Source organism: Onishia taeanensis (genome assembly GCF_003268885.1).
GTDB classification, from domain to species: domain Bacteria; phylum Pseudomonadota; class Gammaproteobacteria; order Pseudomonadales; family Halomonadaceae; genus Onishia; species Onishia taeanensis_A.
Map to the genome: position 1 here is coordinate 50,171 of NZ_QLSX01000002.1, position 17,810 is coordinate 67,980.

At 61.0% G+C, this 17,810-nt stretch carries 12 protein-coding genes; 3 read left to right on the top strand and 9 right to left on the bottom strand.

Going from position 1 to position 17,810, the window contains the following annotated elements; genetic code table 11:
• The first annotated feature begins 42 nt into the window (after positions 1 to 42).
• Complete coding sequence (locus tag BCL93_RS02995) at positions 43 to 1,710, top strand: BCCT family transporter (protein WP_112053648.1); 1,668 nt, start codon at positions 43 to 45, stop codon at positions 1,708 to 1,710.
• A 783-nt stretch (positions 1,711 to 2,493) separates the two neighbouring features.
• On the top strand, positions 2,494 to 4,167 hold the full coding sequence (locus BCL93_RS03000) for a BCCT family transporter (RefSeq protein WP_258395942.1): 1,674 nt from the start codon (positions 2,494 to 2,496) through the stop codon (positions 4,165 to 4,167).
• 116 nt (positions 4,168 to 4,283) lie between these two features.
• Here BCL93_RS03000 and BCL93_RS03005 read toward each other — a convergent pair whose 3' ends face one another.
• The 5 genes from BCL93_RS03005 to dctP all read right to left on the bottom strand — a co-directional run bounded on the left by BCL93_RS03005 (position 4,284) and on the right by dctP (position 11,289).
• On the bottom strand, positions 4,284 to 5,012 hold the full coding sequence (locus tag BCL93_RS03005) for a 3'-5' exonuclease (protein WP_112053650.1): 729 nt from the start codon (positions 5,010 to 5,012) through the stop codon (positions 4,284 to 4,286).
• 25 nt (positions 5,013 to 5,037) lie between these two features.
• Positions 5,038 to 6,930 carry a DUF294 nucleotidyltransferase-like domain-containing protein gene (locus BCL93_RS03010; RefSeq protein ID WP_112053651.1) on the bottom strand — a complete coding sequence of 631 codons (1,893 nt, stop codon included), beginning with the start codon at positions 6,928 to 6,930 and terminating at the stop codon, positions 5,038 to 5,040.
• 220 nt (positions 6,931 to 7,150) lie between these two features.
• Positions 7,151 to 7,546: a DUF4168 domain-containing protein gene (locus BCL93_RS03015; protein ID WP_112053652.1), complete on the bottom strand. Its 396-nt coding sequence runs from the start codon at positions 7,544 to 7,546 to the stop codon at positions 7,151 to 7,153.
• A gap of 234 nt (positions 7,547 to 7,780) precedes the next feature.
• Positions 7,781 to 9,979: a TRAP transporter large permease subunit gene (locus BCL93_RS03020; RefSeq protein WP_112053653.1), complete on the bottom strand. Its 2,199-nt coding sequence runs from the start codon at positions 9,977 to 9,979 to the stop codon at positions 7,781 to 7,783.
• 143 nt (positions 9,980 to 10,122) lie between these two features.
• Complete coding sequence (dctP, locus tag BCL93_RS03025) at positions 10,123 to 11,289, bottom strand: TRAP transporter substrate-binding protein DctP (protein ID WP_112053654.1); 1,167 nt, start codon at positions 11,287 to 11,289, stop codon at positions 10,123 to 10,125.
• Positions 11,290 to 11,885: 596 nt separating this feature from the next.
• On the opposite strand from dctP, the gene BCL93_RS03030 reads away from it, so the two are divergent.
• Complete coding sequence (locus BCL93_RS03030; protein WP_112053655.1) at positions 11,886 to 12,671, top strand: EAL domain-containing protein; 786 nt, start codon at positions 11,886 to 11,888, stop codon at positions 12,669 to 12,671.
• Positions 12,672 to 12,794: 123 nt separating this feature from the next.
• Here BCL93_RS03030 and purU read toward each other — a convergent pair whose 3' ends face one another.
• The 4 genes from purU to BCL93_RS03050 all read right to left on the bottom strand — a co-directional run bounded on the left by purU (position 12,795) and on the right by BCL93_RS03050 (position 17,806).
• The gene (gene purU / locus BCL93_RS03035; RefSeq protein ID WP_112053969.1) at positions 12,795 to 13,673 is read right to left on the bottom strand and encodes a formyltetrahydrofolate deformylase; all 879 of its coding nucleotides are present in this window, start codon (positions 13,671 to 13,673) and stop codon (positions 12,795 to 12,797) included.
• Between the two features lie 77 nt (positions 13,674 to 13,750).
• Positions 13,751 to 14,398, bottom strand: a complete 648-nt coding sequence (locus BCL93_RS03040) for a sarcosine oxidase subunit gamma (protein WP_112053656.1) — start codon at positions 14,396 to 14,398, stop codon at positions 13,751 to 13,753.
• On the bottom strand, positions 14,391 to 17,441 hold the full coding sequence (locus BCL93_RS03045; protein ID WP_112053657.1) for a sarcosine oxidase subunit alpha: 3,051 nt from the start codon (positions 17,439 to 17,441) through the stop codon (positions 14,391 to 14,393). Before BCL93_RS03045 ends, BCL93_RS03040 begins: the two co-directional genes overlap by 8 nt.
• Positions 17,438 to 17,806 carry a sarcosine oxidase subunit delta gene (locus tag BCL93_RS03050; protein ID WP_112053658.1) on the bottom strand — a complete coding sequence of 123 codons (369 nt, stop codon included), beginning with the start codon at positions 17,804 to 17,806 and terminating at the stop codon, positions 17,438 to 17,440. Before BCL93_RS03050 ends, BCL93_RS03045 begins: the two co-directional genes overlap by 4 nt.
• Positions 17,807 to 17,810 lie beyond the last annotated feature (4 nt).

The window sequence follows — 17,810 nt, forward strand, 5'->3', positions numbered from 1 at the left end:
ACAAGAAGACACCCTTTCGTTTCACCAGACGGAGACTTCCCTGTGGAAAAAAACTCCCCAAACGCTAACAGTGACAAGGACGCCCCTGTCTCTGATGGCGTGCCAGCGCCGGAAGGACCGGCGAACCTGATCGATACCGATTACGTGATCGGTCAGGATAACGTCACCACGCGCAAGTTCGGCCTGGATGTCGACCTGCATGGCAAGGTGTTCACCATCTCGTCATTGTTGGTTCTGTTTTTCGTCTTCATCACCTTGGCCCTTCAGGATGAAGTCGAGCCGATCTTCAATGCGATCTTCTCGTTCCTGACCGGCAACCTCTCCTGGTTCTTCCTGCTGGCGGCTAATATCTTCGTGATTCTGGCCGTGGCCCTGATCTTCACGCCCATGGGCAAGGTCAGGATCGGTGGTGCGCACGCCAAGCCAGACTTCAGCTATCTGGGCTGGTTCGCGATGCTATTCGCCGCCGGCATGGGTATCGGCCTGATGTTCTACGGTGTCTCGGAGCCCCTGACCCACTTCGGTACCGCTCTTGGCGGCACCAGCATGGAGAATGGCGTCAGGACCGACTGGGCACCGCTGGGCGCCGCTGCTGGCAATCAGGATGCCGCCATGTCACTGGCCATGGCAGCCACCATTTTCCACTGGGGCCTGCACCCCTGGGGCATCTACGCGGTCGTGGCCTTGGCACTGGCGCTGTTCTCCTTCAACAAGGGCCTGCCGCTGACCATGCGCTCGATCTTCTACCCGGTTCTGGGTGAGCGGATCTGGGGCTGGCCGGGGCATTTGATCGATATCCTGGCCGTTTTTGCCACCCTGTTCGGTCTGGCAACCTCGTTGGGCCTGGGTGCCTCACAGGCAGCTGCGGGTCTCAGCTATCTGTTCGATATTCCCAACAACAACGTGACCATGGTACTGCTGATCATTGGCATCAGCGCAGTGGCACTGCTGTCGGTCCTTGCCGGCGTCGACAAGGGCGTGCAGCGCCTTTCCCAGCTCAACATGGTGCTGGCCTTCCTGCTGCTGGCGTTCGTGATTGCCGTCGGCCCGACCCTTGCGATCGCCACCGGCTTCTTCAAGAACCTGGGCTCCTACCTGGCGGACTTGCCCGCCCTGTCCATGCCCTTCGGACGTGAAGATGCCAACTTCAGTCAGGGTTGGACCGCCTTCTACTGGGCCTGGTGGATCTCCTGGTCACCGTTCGTGGGTATGTTCATCGCCCGCGTCAGCCGTGGCCGCACCGTACGTGAGTTCCTGATTGCCGTGCTGCTGGTACCCACGCTGGTATCGGTACTGTGGATGACCGCCTTCGGCACCACCGCCATCGATCAGGTGATTAACGACAACTTCCAGGGCGTCAAGGACGCAGCCCTCGAGCTGCAGCTGTTCGTGATGCTGGGCCAACTGCCGCTGACGCAGATCACCTCCTTCGTGGGTATCGTGTTGGTGATGGTGTTCTTCATCACCTCCTCGGACTCCGGCTCGCTGGTCATCGACTCCATTACCGCCGGCGGTAAGGTCGATGCACCCAAGCCCCAGCGCATGTTCTGGGCCATCATCGAGGGCGTGATCGCCATCGCGCTACTGCTGGGTGGCGGCCTGACGGCCCTCCAGACGGCGGTTATCACCACCGGCCTGCCGTTCACGCTGGTACTGCTGGTGGCCTGCTACGCCATCGTCAAGGGGCTGCTCTCCGAACCCCGGAGCTAAGCCATCTGTCATCCGGCCTTGGCCGGATGACGCTATGCACAAAAACGCCACAGGCGGTCCTTCGGATCGTCTGTGGCGTTTTGTTTGGATCATACTAATCGTCGGCTGTTGCCGCCGATGATAGGCAAGTCAGCGTTGCAGACTATCGAGCGGCGCCGCTGCCCGACAGCGAGCCCTTACTCCACTAGCCTTCCCCATCGGCATTTGCCCTGAGCCCCGCGGCATCTCTAGCCCAATAGGTTCTTCTGATAAAGCATTTATTAACTTAGCTTTTTTGCGGCCAAGGGCCGCAAAAAGCCAAGCGTTGAAGAGCCACTGGAAATTCGGTGAGCATATGCCCAGACTATGAGGCGCTTACAGCGACACCAAGGAACTACAACCACTTATAAACCGCTGGAGTCACCAAGATGCTCGATAAGATCATGGTCCCCGTGGATCTCGCCCACCTCGATGTCAGTGAGCCATCACTGCGGGGTCGTTGACCCGCCGCCGCACGACGAGGCAGAGGGCAGTGGGATAGCGTCACCGCCGACACGCCCAGATTCGTGGCGCACACCCCGGAAGCGTTCGCTCAGCAGCGTGAAGCCTTCGCGAAGACGCGGGCCAGACTCCACGGCCAGTCGGCCCCTACACCAGCGTTAGCCCCAATCAAGCACTGATCTTGACGATGCCGGCTGAATGGCGCCCCGCATCAAGGCATCGTTCTTTACTGCTGCGTCCGGTGGCTGGCGCGTGGCCGAATCGAGACAAACCACTTACCGAAAATCGCAAGGGAGACGTCTAGTGTCTAAACAACCCAACGACGGCAAACCCAAGGCGCCGGAAAATGGCGGTACCGAGGGAATACCGGCGCCAGAGGGCCCGGCTAACCTGATCGATACTGACTATGTGATCGGCCAGGACAACATCACCGCCTCCCCCCTGGGAATCGATGTAGATCTGCACGGCAAGGTCTTCCTCTTCTCCTCCCTGGTGATTCTGCTATTCGTGATCGCGACAATGGCCCTCCAGGACCAGATGGAACCGATCTTCAACAGTATGTTCAGTTTCCTTACCACGAAACTGAGCTGGGTCTTCCTGCTGGGGGCCAACGTTTTCGTTATTCTAGCGGTCGTGCTGATATTCACGCCGCTCGCCAAAGTGCGCATCGGTGGGGCGGATGCCAAGCCCGAATTCGGCTATCTGGGCTGGTTTGCGATGCTATTTGCTGCCGGTATGGGCATCGGCCTGATGTTCTATGGCGTATCTGAGCCGTTGACGCACTTCGGCACTGCTATGGGCGGCATCAGCGTCGAAGACGGCATTCGTACCGACTGGGCACCGCTTGGCGCTGCCGCGGGTGACCAGGCCGGTGCCATCGACCTGAGCATGGCGGCCACCATCTTCCATTGGGGCCTGCATCCTTGGGGCGCCTATGCGATTGTGGGTCTCTCGCTGGCCATATTTGCCTATAACAAGGGCTTGCCCCTGACCATGCGCTCGATCTTCTACCCGATCCTGGGTGAGCGCATTTGGGGCTGGCCGGGCCATGTGATCGACATCCTGGCCGTCTTCGCCACCCTGTTCGGCCTGACCACCTCACTCGGCCTTGGGGCCACTCAGGCGTCTGCGGGTCTCCACTACCTGTTCGACGTCCCCGATACCAACACCACACTGATTCTGCTGATCATGGGCATCACCGCGGTCGCCCTAGGTTCGATTCTGCTGGGGGTGGACAAGGGCGTACAGCGTCTCTCCCAGATCAACATGATGCTGGCCTTCTTGCTGCTGGTCTTCGTGATCGCCGTCGGGCCGACACTCATGATCGCCACCGGCATATTCGATAATCTGCTGGGCTATGTGCAGAACCTGCCGGCGCTATCGATGCCCTTCGGCCGCGAAGATGCCAACTTCAGCCAAGGCTGGACCGCCTTTTACTGGGCATGGTGGATTGCCTGGTCGCCGTTCGTCGGCATGTTCATCGCCCGCGTTAGCCGCGGTCGTACCGTGCGGGAATTCCTGATCTCCGTCCTGCTGGTGCCGTCACTGGCCTCGGTAGTGTGGATGACCGCCTTCGGCACCACCGCCATCGATCAGGTGGTGAACCAAGGCATCACCAATGTGCAGGATGCCGCTCTGGAACTGCAGCTGTTTACGATGCTTGAGTACCTGCCGCTGACACAGATCACCTCCTTCATCGGTATCGTGCTGGTCATCGTGTTCTTCGTGACATCCTCCGACTCCGGCTCGCTGGTGATCGACTCCATCACCGCTGGCGGCAAAGTTGATGCGCCGAAGCCACAGCGCATTTTCTGGGCGCTGATCGAAGGTGCTCTCGCCATCGCGCTGTTGCTTGGCGGCGGGCTGAACGCCCTTCAGACGGCTGCCCTGACCACCGGCCTGCCGTTTACTATCGTACTGCTGGTAGGCTGCTATGGAATCGTCAAGGGCTTGATGTCCGAGCCACGAAGCCACTAAGGCGGTGTCATCAGGCGACAAACCTGAAGACGATTAAGCAGAAGCACCAAGGGCGGCCTATTTAGGCCGCCCTTGATCGTTTTGGGTCACCGAATATCGTCCGACCGCTCACCCGCTCAGTGCCAGAGTTGATGAAGCGGCGTTTCGGGATCGAAGTGCGTCGCCAACTGAGCCTGAAAAAGCTCGGCGGTCGCCAGGGCATCGACCAGTGCATGGTGCCCCTGATAGGCCGGCAAGCCATAGCGCAGCCGGCTGTCATGCAGGCGTATCGAGGCCGGCGGCCGGCCCATCCAACGCTTGAAGCGCGCCCACCACGACTGGCGATGCAGCCTGGCCTCCAGCGACATGGTATCGATCACCGGGAAGCGCACGCCCTCTCCGCGACGCGACTTCACGCTCTCATCCAGGAAGGGCCGTTCGATATGCCGGTAGTGCACCACCACCAGGTGTCCAGCCAGGGCGTCGAGCAACTCATCCAGAATCTCATCCAGGTCCGGCGCCTCGGCGATTTCCGAGTGGGTGATGCGGTGAAAGGTGATCGAGCGCTTGCTCAGCGGGCGCCGTGGCTTGACCACCCAGTAACGGCGCTTGGGCAAGAAGATACGCTGCTGAGTGAAGGGAACCAGGCCGATGCTGACAATGGAATGACGCCTTGACTCGAGACCGGTGGTCTCCATGTCCAGCGCTACCAGCGGCACCTGCCCGATCGGCATGTTCGGATCGAGATCATAGGCGGCGAAGAAGCGCCGGAGGGCAGGATCACTGACCTGGCTGGCCCGGCTGGCGAGATACTCGGGCCAGGCATGCTGGTCGACCTTGGCGTGACGAAACGGCAACTTGGACATAGACCTTCGCGACGTTGGTTAACCCCTAGGGCAAGGGGTAGCGGAACTTCAAGAACTTCTGGGCATTGCTCAACACCTGGAAAGCATCCTTGAGGTTGTGCCGCTCGGTATCAGAGACGTTTTCAGGCTCGATATTATTGTCAGGTTCTCGCTCTTCCTCGATATCGATGACCTGGTGGCGAATACGCACGATGGAGATGAACTCCATGGCGTAACGGATGCGTTCGCTGGAACGTCCTACCAGCAGTTGGGTCTGGGCAATGGCATCGAGCCGGTCGAAGGAGTTCTGGGCCCGAGACCCACAGGCCAGCGCATGGACGCGAATCAGATCGACCATCGGCGCCGTCCCACGGCGCTTCAGGTTGATCGAGTTATTCTGCTTGCCGTCCTTTTCCATCACGAAGGTACGGAAAAACCCGAGCGGTGGCGTGCGATTGAGGGCATTGCGCGCCATGGCTGCCAGAAAGCGCGGGCTCTTCGAGGCCTTATCGGCGACCAAGTCCTGAAGCTGCTCGACGAAGTCCTCCTCGCCATAGACATGATCCAGATCGAAGAAGATCGAACTATGCAGCAGACGCTCGGGGTTGGGATCATCGATCCAGTCGTTGAAGTACTTCTTCCAGACCCGCAGCGGCTGCCGCCAGCGCTGGTTGGTGGCCATGATATCGCCCTTGCAGTAGGTATAACCGCAAGCATCCAGCCCGTCGCTGATTCTCTGCGCCAGGGTCAGGAAGTACTCATCATGCTGCTCGGGGTCAAAGCTGTCATCAATGACCAGGGCGTTATCCTGATCGGTCACGATGGCCTGCTCGTTGCGCGCCATCGACCCCATCACCATGAAGCAGTACGGGACCGGCGGTGGACCCAGTTCCTCCTCGGCCAGCTCAATCAGTCGCCGGGTGAAGCTACGGCCGATGGTCGACAGGGCGCTGCCCACCATCTGCGAGCTCGCGCCGTCGGCGACCAGGCCGACGAAGGTGCGCCGCACGTCGGCCCCCAGCCGCGCCAGGCCCTTGTGGCTGGTCTGATTGAAGATATTGTTGACCAGATACAGGCTGCTGTTGGTCTCGTAGCGGATGATATCCGAGAGATGCAGCATCCCGACCGGACGGCGACGATGCAGCACCGGCAGGTGGTGGATGTTGTTGCGCAGCATGCATAGCATCGCTTCATGCACCGACTCGTCGGACTGGATAGCGATCAGATGAGGGCTCACCACCTCGGATACCGCAGTGGCGGCATCAAGCCCGGCGGCCAACACTCGGGTACGCAGATCCTGGTCGGTGAGAATGCCCAGCGTGTGCCACTGTTTGCCATCAGCCAGCACGAAGGACCGCGCTGAGGCCTCGTCCTCGGCTCTCAGCACCAGCACCGAAGACACGTTCTGCTCGCACATCTTCGCGGCCGCCGCCTGGATGGTGGAATCAGCCTCGATCATCACCGGCAGGCGCGAGACCAACTTTCGCACCCGGGTCGTCATCATGGTGTTGTCGTGGTGCTGATGGTCCACCGTCGTCTCGAGGCGCGGGCGGCCTACCTCGACGAAGTCGGCAAACATCTCATCGGCATCGCAGAGACGACGGAACAGCTCACCGGGGATAAAATAGACCAGAGTGTCTTCGATCGCCTTGACCGGGAAGCGAACCTGCTGATTCCTGAGCAGGTCGAAGTAGCCAAAGATATCGCCCTCGCCGAAGCGATTGAACAACTCCCCGTTGCGCCGATAGACCTCCACGGCGCCGCTGCGGATATAGTAAAGATCCTGCGTCGGCTGGCCGTCCTCACAGATCATGGTGCCGGCGCGGAAATACGTGACCTCTACGGCACCGGCCACCTCGTCGAGCAGATCGTCGCTGAGCGTATCGAAGGGCGGATTGCCCGCGATGTGCTGGCGAATTTCCAACAGTTCCACTTCCATGCTCACCGCCTCGCCTTGGGTGTCTAGTCGGGTCTCTAGAATGTAAGGAGAATTTGAATCAGTTCGTCCTGCATCAGGATGCCTTGAGGGCTCAAGTCTCCAACGCCCGCCAGGAACTGTAAAGAGCTACCCCGCGAGGAAACACTCAGGCATGAAAAAGGCCACCCGAAGGTGGCCTCTTTCATGACGCGACCGGCTCAAACATGACCGGGTACAAGCATCATTCGGCTTGCGGTTCGACCATGGCCTGGACCCGCTTCATCAGCTCAGGATCCTGCTGAATGGCCTGGCCGATGGCATTGAAGGTGCCAACCTCGAGACCACTATCCTCGACGATGCTGACCATATCCTTGTTGGCCTCCATGCGAACTTCCTGCTTGGCGGCCTCGTCCTTGGCGTTCTGCAGGCGCTCGGTGTACTCACGAGAAACGCTGGCGATTTCCTTGGAGGCGTCGGCGAACTTCTGAAGCGTCTCGTCGGAGAAGTCAGTGGCCGGTGCGGCCGCCTGGGCTTGTGCAGCCTCGGAAGAAGCGGCGTCTTCTTGCGCCATGGCAGGCGCGGACATTATACCGGCGCTCAGCAGCGCAGCCGTAAACAGGGCAGTCAGGCGTTGCATCTAAAAAATACCTCCAAGGGAAATACAGTGTATGTAACTAGTATGGGACGACACAGAGCCGCTGACGTTCAACTGTGCCATGTAAAAAATTGCAACGACAGGGGCTGTCGCACCGGATTTCGACCACAACAGGGCTGGGTGCAATGCTCGGACCTTAGCGCTATGGGCCGCCAGGCAGACGCCTGGCGGCCTTTGTCGGGCGGCTTACTTAACCAAAGCCCTTAACCAAAGCCCTTAGCCATAGGCCAGGCCAGGCAACCAGGTCACCAGTGCCGGGAAGAGGATGACCAGCAGCAGACCCAGCGCCTGGATGCCCAGGAACGGGAAGGACGCCCTGAATATCTGGCCCATGGTGATATGCGGCGGACACACGCCCTTGATGTAGAACAGCGCGTAGCCAAACGGTGGACTCAGGAAAGACATCTGCATGTTGACCAGATAGATGACGCCGAACCACAGCGAGACATCGGCCGGGTCCACCCCGGGCAGCCCGAAGACGCCATCGAAGTTCAGGCCCTGGATCAACGGCACGAAGATCGGCACCGCCAGCAGCAGAATACCGACCCAGTCGAGGAACATGCCCAGCGCCACCAGCAGCACCATCATCAGAGCCAGGACCGCATAGGGACCGAGGCCGGCGCCGGAGATCAACTCCTGCACGAACTGCTGGCCGCCCTGAAGGATGTAGAAGCCGACGAAGATGCTGGCGCCGAAGATGATCCACATCACCATCGCCGATGCGACCAGCGTCGTCATGCAGGCAGCATGCAGGTTCGGCCAGGTCAGGCGACGGTGCATGGCAGCCACAACCAGGGCGCCGAAGGTGCCGATGCCGGCCGCTTCCACTGGGGTGGCGATACCGGTGAAGATAATGCCGAGCACCAGGACCACCAGAATGATCGGCGCCAGCATATTGCGCAGCAGACGCAACTTCTCCTTCATGTCGACCCGTTCCTCGACCGGCATCGGCGGCGCCATCTTGATGTTCAGCGTGCCGCGCAGCCAGCAGTAGAAGCCGTACATGAAGGCCAGCATCAGGCCGGGAATCAGCGAGCCGAGGTAGAGCTCACCCACCGACTGCTGGGCGATGACGCCATAGATGATCGCGAGTATCGACGGTGGGATCAGGATGCCCAGGGTCCCGCCGGCCATGATCGAGCCGATGGCGATCTCAGGGTCGTAGTTGCGCTTGAGCATCGCCGGCAGAGCGATCAGGCCCATGGTCACCACCGCAGCCCCAATCACGCCCACCATGGCGGCCAGCAGGGTCGAGGCGATGACGGTAGCGATGGCCAGGCCGGCCTTGAGACCGCCCATCCACTTGTAGACGACGTCGAACAGCTCCTCGATGATCCCGGCCTTCTCCAGGACCGAGGCCATGAAGATGAACAGCGGAATGGCCGACAGCTGGTAGTTGGTCATCATCGGGAAGATGCGCGACGGCATCAGGTTCAGCATGGCCTGATCGCCGACCAGGTAGAGAAAGACCACCCCCAGGCCACCGGTAACGAAGGCCAGCGGAAGGCCCGCCACCAGCACCACCATCAAGGCGCCGAACATCACCAGCGTCAGACCACCGATACCGACCGAGCCCAGGCTGTGCTCGATGCTGAACGGGAGACTCTCATAATCGGTGACCGCGACGTTGACCATCTCGAACAGGGTCCAGGCGCCTAGCACAACGGCGATGACCAGCAGCACGCGGGCGAAGGTCCGGCTGCCCTCATGCAGGCGCCAATGATGGCAGCATGCCTGGATGTCACGAATCAGTTGGCCAAAGCCCTGCAGCAGCAGCAGCAGCGCGCCGAAGAAGAGCATGAACTTCACCGGATAGAACTGAATGGCCCATTCGGTAAAGGACGTCTCGTTGGCATAGCTCGAGCCGAAGAAAAGCTCATCGCTCACCGACTGGGAGAAGAACGTCCAGCCGGTCACCATCAGCGCGATGGTGAAGATGAAGAAAAACACCGACGTCAGTACGTCCAGCGCCGCCCTGTTCACCGGTTTGGCACGCTGATAGAGGATATCGACGCGCACATGTCCACCCTCGCGCAGGGCGAAGGCGCCGGCGACCAGGTACTGCATGCCGAACATCAGCGTCATCGACTCGTGGACCCAGTTGGTCGGCGAGTTGAAGGCATAGCGCAACAGCACTTCATAAGCGAAGGCGAAGGGAGCAACCAGTGCCCAATAGGCCACGTAGCGACCGGAAAACCCGGAAATCCGGTCGACGATGGTGGTGAACAGGTTACCGGGGGGCTTGTAGCCGACCTCGGCTTCACCGCTGCTGGGCAACTCGCCAGTGTCTCCGCCATCAACGCTGGCACCGCGGCGGAAGCTGCGATCGACGAAGAACATTACTATCAGCGGCAACAGCAGCAGCACCGCCCAGTAGAGCCAGTGCGGCAGTACAAAATTGATCTCAAGATTCATGGGTACTCCTCCGCGATACCATCAGCTCCCGGCGATGGCAACGGAACATTGAGTCTAGGGGATGCGGGATAGGCAGTGATCACGCCCTATTGCCGGGAGCTGCAGCCCGTAGGCCACAGCCCCCGACAGAGGGGCAGGCAGACTTACAGGTTGAGTTCGTAGTCCTTGATGTCTTCCGGGGTGATCAGTGCCACCGCCGGGTCCATCATGGTATCCAGGTGCGCCTTGAACAGGCGTGCCGCATCCTGGTCCTTGTTGGCCCACTTGAACCACAGCGGGAGAGCCACTTCACGGAACCGTGACGCATCTTCCTCGGTCAGGTGGATGATCTCGACGCCCTTCTCCTTGTACTTCGGCCAGGCCTCGGCGTTGGCCTTCTGGATCGCTGCATAATGCTCGCGGGAGTATGCCGCCACCAGGTCGTGCATCAGGTCCTGAGTCTTGGTCGACATGCGCTCGAACACACGACGGTTGACCGCGATGTCCATCAGGTCGACGGCCTGATGCAGGCAGGGCGTGGAGGGCGGCCCCATGATGATGTAGTCGGCGACCTGCCAGAACCCCAGCTCATAGTTGACCGCTGCCCCCACATAGTCGGCAGCGTCGATGGTGCCTTTCTCCAGCGCCGGGTAGACCTCAGAGCCCGGCAGCAGAGTGGTACGGGCGCCCGCAGCGGCGAAGGTCTCGGCAACGATGCCGCCCGGCATACGCAGCTTGACCCCTTTGAAGTCGTCGAAGCTGCGCAGCGGCTTCTTGGAATGGATCAGGTTCATGTCATGGTGGACATAGCCAAGCAGTTCGAGCCCCTGTTTGCGATACAGGTCCTTGGCGAGTCCGAAGCCGCCATAGGCGCCGAACATGATGTCCCACTGGTGGGGCATCGACAGGCCCATCGGATAGGCGGTCAGGAACACGCCGGCGGGCATCTTGCCGGGCCAGTAAACGGTGAACCAGTTCTGGCCATCCAGCACGCCGTTGCGCACTGCATCGGCTACCTCGAAGTCGCCGGCCACCGCACCCGCCGGAAACGGCTCGATGGTGACTTCACCGCCGGTCTCCTCGGCCACGCGCTTACACCATGTTTCGAAGATGCTGTAGCCTGTGGTGCCCGGCTGCCAGGAAGACTGCATACGGATTCGAATGCTCTCCTGGGCCTGGGCGTTGCCGATCCAGGGGGCCGCCACCGCGGCCGCGGAGCCTAGTGCGGCGGTCTTGAGGAAGCTGCGGCGACTGGCCGGCGCCTTGGTAAGCGTGTCGGTCGATGAAGCGACATCGGTGATCAAGCGAGAGGGATGCTTGTCATCTTGCATGGCATGAACTCCTGGGATGGCATCTCGTATCGGGAGGACGAGATGAGACTTTTTTTGTTCTCCCCGTCGGGGACGGGACTCGCATATCGGCAGATTCAGCACACCTGAGCCACTGATACCGCCGTCGTTCATTCACGACTACAAACTAGCGAAAAACGCCGGTCGCGCCAGACCCTCCCAAAGCAGTACATCAACGCTAACAGTCGAAAAAATTGGTCTTACCATCGCGCCAGGCATTGCCAGCAAAGGGTTTTGGAAATATTTTCCGGTTAATGCCAATCGATGATTTCGCGGCCTTTTACGACCAAAGAACGACGGCAAAAGGGTTTCCGCGACCTGCCATACGTCGATATCTGGCCGCCAGAGACCAGAAACGCCACCCTCTGCATCGCGCAAAACGCCATGAGGGTGATAAAAAAGGTAGGAATGTGAGGTGGGAGATATCGGCCGCACTTAAAGCTTCAGCGAGAGAGGCCGATATATAGCGCAGCAGTGAACCGTGCTGAAAGAGTTGCCGAAAAGGGACTTGACCACATCCTTTTGGATACTGCCTCCTGTGTTGCTATACGCCGAATAATGCCGAAATGGATGACAACATGGCGCGATGTGCTAGACATGCCCACTCCTGTGGCCGCTGTGATGGGCCCCTGCCCTTCGACTTCACGATGGCGTTCCAGCCAATCGTCGATCTTGAGGCGGGTCGCATTCACTCCTACGAGGCCCTGGTTCGCGGCCTTCAGGGGGAGTCGGCGGGTAGCGTAATCGGCCAGGTCTGCGACGACCTCTTGTATCGCTTCGACCAGGCGTGCCGGGTCAAGGCCATCGAGCTGGCCAGTCGGCTGGATATGCGCGAGCCGCTCTCGATCAACTTCATGCCCAATGCTGTTTACGAGCCGGAAGCCTGCATTCAGGCAACGCTGGAGGTCTGCAAGCGAGTGGGATGGCCTACCGAGCGCATCAACTTCGAGATCACCGAGACCGAACTGGTGCAGGACCGCCAGCACCTGCGCAGCATCATCGATGCCTACCGGGCGATGGGGTTCACCACGGCGCTGGACGACTTCGGCAACGGCTATGCCAACCTCGACCTGCTCACCGACCTGCGTCCGGACACCCTCAAGCTCGACCGGGAACTGGTACGGAACTGCGACCAGGACCGCCGCCGTCAGGCACTGGTGCGGGCGGTGCTTGGGCTCGCCAGCGAACTTGAAATCCAGTTGGTGGCCGAGGGCATCGAACGTGAAGAGGAAGCGCTATGGCTTCGCGATCACGGGATCTACCTGCAGCAGGGCTTCTTCTTCGCGCGCCCCGCATTGGAAGCGTTGAGCCCGGGGCTCTCAAGCTCTCTCAAGGCCTTGCGGGGGAAGGCCTTGAATGCCTGACGGCCATTCCGTGGCCGGCATCTGGGCTCGTGATGGCGACAGAATGCCGGCGACGTGATGGAGGTCTACGAGCCTTGCTCAGCACAACTAACTCAGCACAACTAACTCAGCACAACGCCCAAACTAGCGGGTAAACACCACCGTGCGGCGCTTATTCAGGAAGACGCGTCGTTCCACGTGGTAGGACACGGCCCGAGCCAGCGTCAGACACTCGACGTCGCGGCCCTTGGCCACCAGATCCTCGGGATAGTCGGCATGGCTGACCGGATCGACCCCCTGGGTGATGATCGGCCCTTCGTCGAGATCGTCGTTGATATAGTGAGCGGTGGCCCCGACCAGCTTGACGCCCTTTTCATAGGCCTGATGGTAGGGCTTGGCTCCCTTGAACCCGGGCAGCAGTGAGTGGTGGATGTTGATCGCCCGACCGCTGAGCTTCTTGCACATCTCACTGGATAGTACCTGCATGTAGCGGGCGAGTATTACCAGTTCGGCGCCGGTGTCCTGCACCACCTGCCATACCTGGGCTTCCTGTTCGGCCTTGGTCTCTGGCGTGATCGGAAAGTGGTAATACGGCAGGTCATGCCAGGCGGCCAGCGGTTCGAGATCCGGATGGTTGGAAACCACCGCACGGATGTCGATGGACAGCTGGCCGGTACGATAGCGATACAGCAGGTCATTCAGGCAATGGTCGGCCTTGGACACCATGATCACCACCGGCAGCCGCGCGCCGGGGGCGGTCAGCTCGAAGGCCATATCGAACTCCCCGGCCCGCGCAGCGAAGTCGGCTTGAAAAGCCCCGGCGTCAAACTCGGCGTCCATGGGGCGGAACTCGGTTCGAATGAAGAACCGCTCGGCATGGCGGTCGTCAAAGGACTGCTGCTCGGTGATGTAGCAGCGGCTCTCCTTGAGAAGGCGGGTCACCACGTCCACGGTACCCAGGCGACTGGGACACTGGGCGGTGAGGACCCAAGTCCCGTCGCTCTTATCGATACTACGATTCATGTGGCTCATGGGATGTCTCCAGACAAAGCAGGCCGGGACGAACCCGGCCTGGAAAAGCAGTCGAGAAGGAAGCTGGCTCAGCGCTCGACGCCGATGCCGAACTCCTCACCAGCGTCGAGCAGCCAACGATAGGTGTAATCGGCGAAGCTACGACGCACCACCAACTCCCAGCGCTCCTCAGAAGGACGACGCAGAATCACCGTGGCCTTGGCAAATACCGTGGTAACCCCCTTGCCTACCGGGAAATGACGCGGATGCACGTCATAGGCCACCGACTTCATTAACACCTCGCGAGCCGCCTCGCCCTCGAGCTCCAGCAGGGTCTGGCCGCCGCTGACGTTGCTGATGGCGAAATGGGCATCACCCAGCGCCTCGCGCAGACGACGCTCGACGTCGAACTCCTCGCCGCCCGGCACGATCAGCAGCCACTCGTCCGGGGACATCCACTGAATCGAGCGCTCACCGGCCTCGTCCTGGACTAGACCCAGGGGTTCGCCGGGTAGGCCCATGCCGAGCACTTCGCGCAGCGCCTCGTCGAGGACGATGGCGCCACCACGCAGCGTCAGCTGCCCCAGAAAGGCACGCTCGCGCAGCGTTACCGTGGTGTCGGCCTTGGCCTTCGGTGCACCCGAGCGATGCATGCTGTAAGCCAGCGGCGACTCGACGGCGATCTCGCTTGCATGTTCAACGCCGGGGCGCGAATCGAACTGTTGTGCGTTAGACATTCTGACGCTCTCCCTTGGGATCGAGGAAGATGGGGCTGACGATTTCGGCCTCGTGGACCTTGCCGTCGGCCATGGGCAGATAGACGGTCTCGCCCATCCTCTGGTGGCCGCCCTTTACCACGGCCAGGGCGAAGCCTGATGCCAGGGTCGGGCTGTAGTAGCTGGAGGTCACGTGACCCTTCATCGGCATCGGAATCGAGTGGTTGGGGTCAAACACGATCTGCGCGCCTTCTTCCAGCACCACCGAAGGATCCTTGGGCTTGAGGCCCACCATTTGCTTACGGTCGGTGCGCTTGGTGTCAGGACGCGTGAGTGCCCGCTTGCCGATCCAGGAATTAGGTTTGTCGTAGCCAATCGCCCAGTGCATGCCCAGGTCTTCCGGGGTCACCGAGCCGTCGGTGTCCTGACCGGCGATGATGAAGCCCTTCTCGGCACGCAGCACGTGCATGGTTTCGGTGCCGTAAGGCGTCAGGCCATACTTGTCGCCGTGGGCGAACAGCTTTTTCCAGACGTGCATCGCGTAGTTGGCCTGGACGTTGATCTCGTAAGCCAGCTCTCCCGTAAAGGAAATGCGGAAGACACGCGCCGGCACGCCAGCCACCTGACCTTCACGCCAGTCCATGAACTTGAAGCTTTCCTTGTCGAGATCGATGTCGGTGAGCTCGGCCATCAGCTTGCGCGCTTCAGGTCCCGTGACGGTCATGGTCGCCCAGTGATCGGTCACGGAGGTGAAGTAGACGTCCAGCTCCGGCCACTCGGTCTGGTGCCAAATCTCGAGCCATTCCAACACGGTGGCGGCGCCGCCGGTGCTGGTGGTCATCAAGAAGTGGTTTTCTGCCAAGCAACTGGTGGTGCCGTCATCGAACACCATGCCGTCGTCTTTGCACATCAAACCATAGCGAACGCGGCCCGGCGCCAGCTTGGCCCACTTGTTGGTGTAGACGCGACCCAGGAACTCACGCGCATCCGGGCCCTGGATGTCGATCTTGCCAAGCGTCGAGGCATCAAGAATCCCGACCTTCTCGCGCACTGCGCTGCACTCACGGGCAACCGCCTCATGCATGGTCTCAAGGCGCTCGCCGTTCTCTGCGCGGCGCTTTTGTGGAAAGTACCAGGGACGCTTCCACTGGCCCACGTCCTCGAACTCGGCGCCATTCTCGACATGCCACTGGTGCATGGCGGTATAGCGTTCGGGATCGAACAACTCGCCGCAGTGACGACCGACGATCGCGCCAAAGCTGACCGGCGTGTAATTGGGACGGAACACCGTCGTACCGACCTCGGGAATCGTGCGTCCCAGGCAGCGTGCAGCGATGGCCATGCCGTTGATATTGCCAAGCTTGCCCTGATCGGTGCCGAAGCCCATCGCGGTATAGCGCTTGACGTGCTCGATGGACTCGAAGCCCTCGCGGGTCGCAAGCTCAATCGCCGCTGCCGAGACATCGTTCTGCATATCGACGAACTGCTTGGGTCCGCGCAGGGTCGACTTCAGATGCGGCACTTGATAGAGCGCCACTGCAGCGCCTTCCCGCCGGTCATCGACCTTGGGCAGACTCGCGCCTTGGCTCTCGAAACCACAGGCCTCGCCCGCGTCGCTGCCGGCTTTGAAGCCGTCTGCGATCACCTGACCGAGCGCATAGACACCGTGTGCAGCACCGGTAGGCGTCATGCCTTTCACCGGTGACGGCACGAAGCCCAGAAGCTCTTCATTCCAGGTCGGCCGGCTGCCGGTATGAGACGCCAAATGCACCACCGGGCTGAAACCACCGGAACTCGCGATGGTGTCGCAGGCAAGCTCTTCGACCGGCCCTGAGACCTTGAAGCCCTCGATATCGATCTCCGCCACCTTGGCCGCGGCGACGCGCTTATCGCCGCGTGCTTCGATCACGGCGCTACCGGCAATGATCTGAATGCCCTTGGCACGCGCCTGTTCGACCAGTTCACCGTCCGGGCTCTGGCGAGCGTCGGCAATCGCCACCACTTCGCGGCCGGCCTCGGCCCAGTCAAGCGCCGAGCGATAACCATCGTCATTGCTGGTAGAGAGCACCAGACGATTGCCCGGCGCCACGCCATAACGGCGGATATAGGTCGACACCGCTCCGGCCAGCATGTTGCCGGGCACGTCATTGCCGGCATAGACCAGCGGACGCTCATGGGCGCCGCTCGCCAGGACGACCTGGCCGGCACGCACCCGGTGCATGCGCGAACGGACCTGGCGACGACCACCAGCACGCGGTGCGAGATCCGCCAGGTGCTCGGTGCAGCGCTCATGCAGCGTCACGAAGTTATGGTCGTGATAGCCGTTAGCGGTGGTGCGCGGCATCAGGGTCACTTGCTCGAGCTCGGACAGCTCCTTGAGCACTTTCTCGACCCAGGTGGTAGCCGGAGCACCGTCGATGCTTTCGCGGGACGACAGCAGCGATCCACCCATTTCTTCCTGCTCATCGACCAGGATCACGCGGGCACCGGCACGACCGGCTGCCAGCGCGGCAGACAGGCCTGCCGGGCCCGCGCCCACCACCAGCACGTCACAGTGCTGGTGACGATGGTCATAGATGTCGGGGTCATTCTCGGTGGGGCTGCGACCCAGACCCGCGGCCTTGCGAATGTACTTCTCATAGGTCAGCCACATGGAGGCCGGCGCCATGAAGGTCTTGTAGTAGAAGCCCGGCGGCATGAACTGGCCACCCAGCTTGCCGACCAGGCCCATCAGGTCGCGCTGAACGTTGGGCCAGCCGTTAGTGCTGCGAGCCGAGAGGTCTTGATAGAGCGCTTGCTGCGTGGCCCGCACATTGGGGACCTGACCCGCTTCGGTGCCGCCCAACTGGACGATGCCATTCGGCTCTTCGGCACCGGCGGCAACGATGCCGCGGGGGCGCGAGTACTTGAAGCTGCGATTGACGATATCGACACCGTTGGCCAGCAGCGCAGAGGCAAGCGTATCGCCGGGATGGCCCTGGTAGCGCTGGCCATTGAAGGTGAAGGTCAGCTGTCGTGAGCGGTCAACGCGACCGCCGGTCTTGAGTCGGTTCGGCTGGCTCATGCCCGGACTCCTTCTTCATGCTTGACCTGAGACGCATTGCGCTCGTTATCGGCTGCTGCAGCGGCTTGCTGGGCCACATAGTTCTCAGCGGTGATCGACGGCTGCTCGCCCATCTTGTAGACCTCGAGGATCTCGTAACTCACGGTGTGGCGCGTGATATTGAAGAACTTGCGGCATCCCACCGCGTGTACCCACAGCTCATGGTGGACACCACGCGGGTTGTCGCGGAAGAACAGATAATCACCCCATTCATCGTCGCTGGTTGACTCCGGGTCCGCCGGGCGGGCGATATGCGCCTGGCCCTTCGGGTGAAATTCCTCTTCCTCGCGGTGCTCACCGCAGTAGGGACAGAAGATATAGAACATGGCA

What these genes read in the sequence shown, in the direction of transcription:
- BCL93_RS03005 (WP_112053650.1), bottom strand. Translation starts at nt 5,012, where the DNA reads ATGTCCAAGTTGCCGTTTCGTCACGCCAAGGTCGACCAGCATGCCTGG.
- BCL93_RS03010 (WP_112053651.1), bottom strand. Translation starts at nt 6,930, where the DNA reads ATGGAAGTGGAACTGTTGGAAATTCGCCAGCACATCGCGGGCAATCCG.
- BCL93_RS03015 (WP_112053652.1), bottom strand. Translation starts at nt 7,546, where the DNA reads ATGCAACGCCTGACTGCCCTGTTTACGGCTGCGCTGCTGAGCGCCGGT.
- BCL93_RS03020 (WP_112053653.1), bottom strand. Translation starts at nt 9,979, where the DNA reads ATGAATCTTGAGATCAATTTTGTACTGCCGCACTGGCTCTACTGGGCG.
- dctP (WP_112053654.1), bottom strand. Translation starts at nt 11,289, where the DNA reads ATGCAAGATGACAAGCATCCCTCTCGCTTGATCACCGATGTCGCTTCA.
- BCL93_RS03030 (WP_112053655.1), top strand. Translation starts at nt 11,886, where the DNA reads ATGGCGCGATGTGCTAGACATGCCCACTCCTGTGGCCGCTGTGATGGG.
- purU (WP_112053969.1), bottom strand. Translation starts at nt 13,673, where the DNA reads ATGAATCGTAGTATCGATAAGAGCGACGGGACTTGGGTCCTCACCGCC.
- BCL93_RS03040 (WP_112053656.1), bottom strand. Translation starts at nt 14,398, where the DNA reads ATGTCTAACGCACAACAGTTCGATTCGCGCCCCGGCGTTGAACATGCA.
- BCL93_RS03045 (WP_112053657.1), bottom strand. Translation starts at nt 17,441, where the DNA reads ATGAGCCAGCCGAACCGACTCAAGACCGGCGGTCGCGTTGACCGCTCA.
- BCL93_RS03050 (WP_112053658.1), bottom strand. Translation starts at nt 17,806, where the DNA reads ATGTTCTATATCTTCTGTCCCTACTGCGGTGAGCACCGCGAGGAAGAG.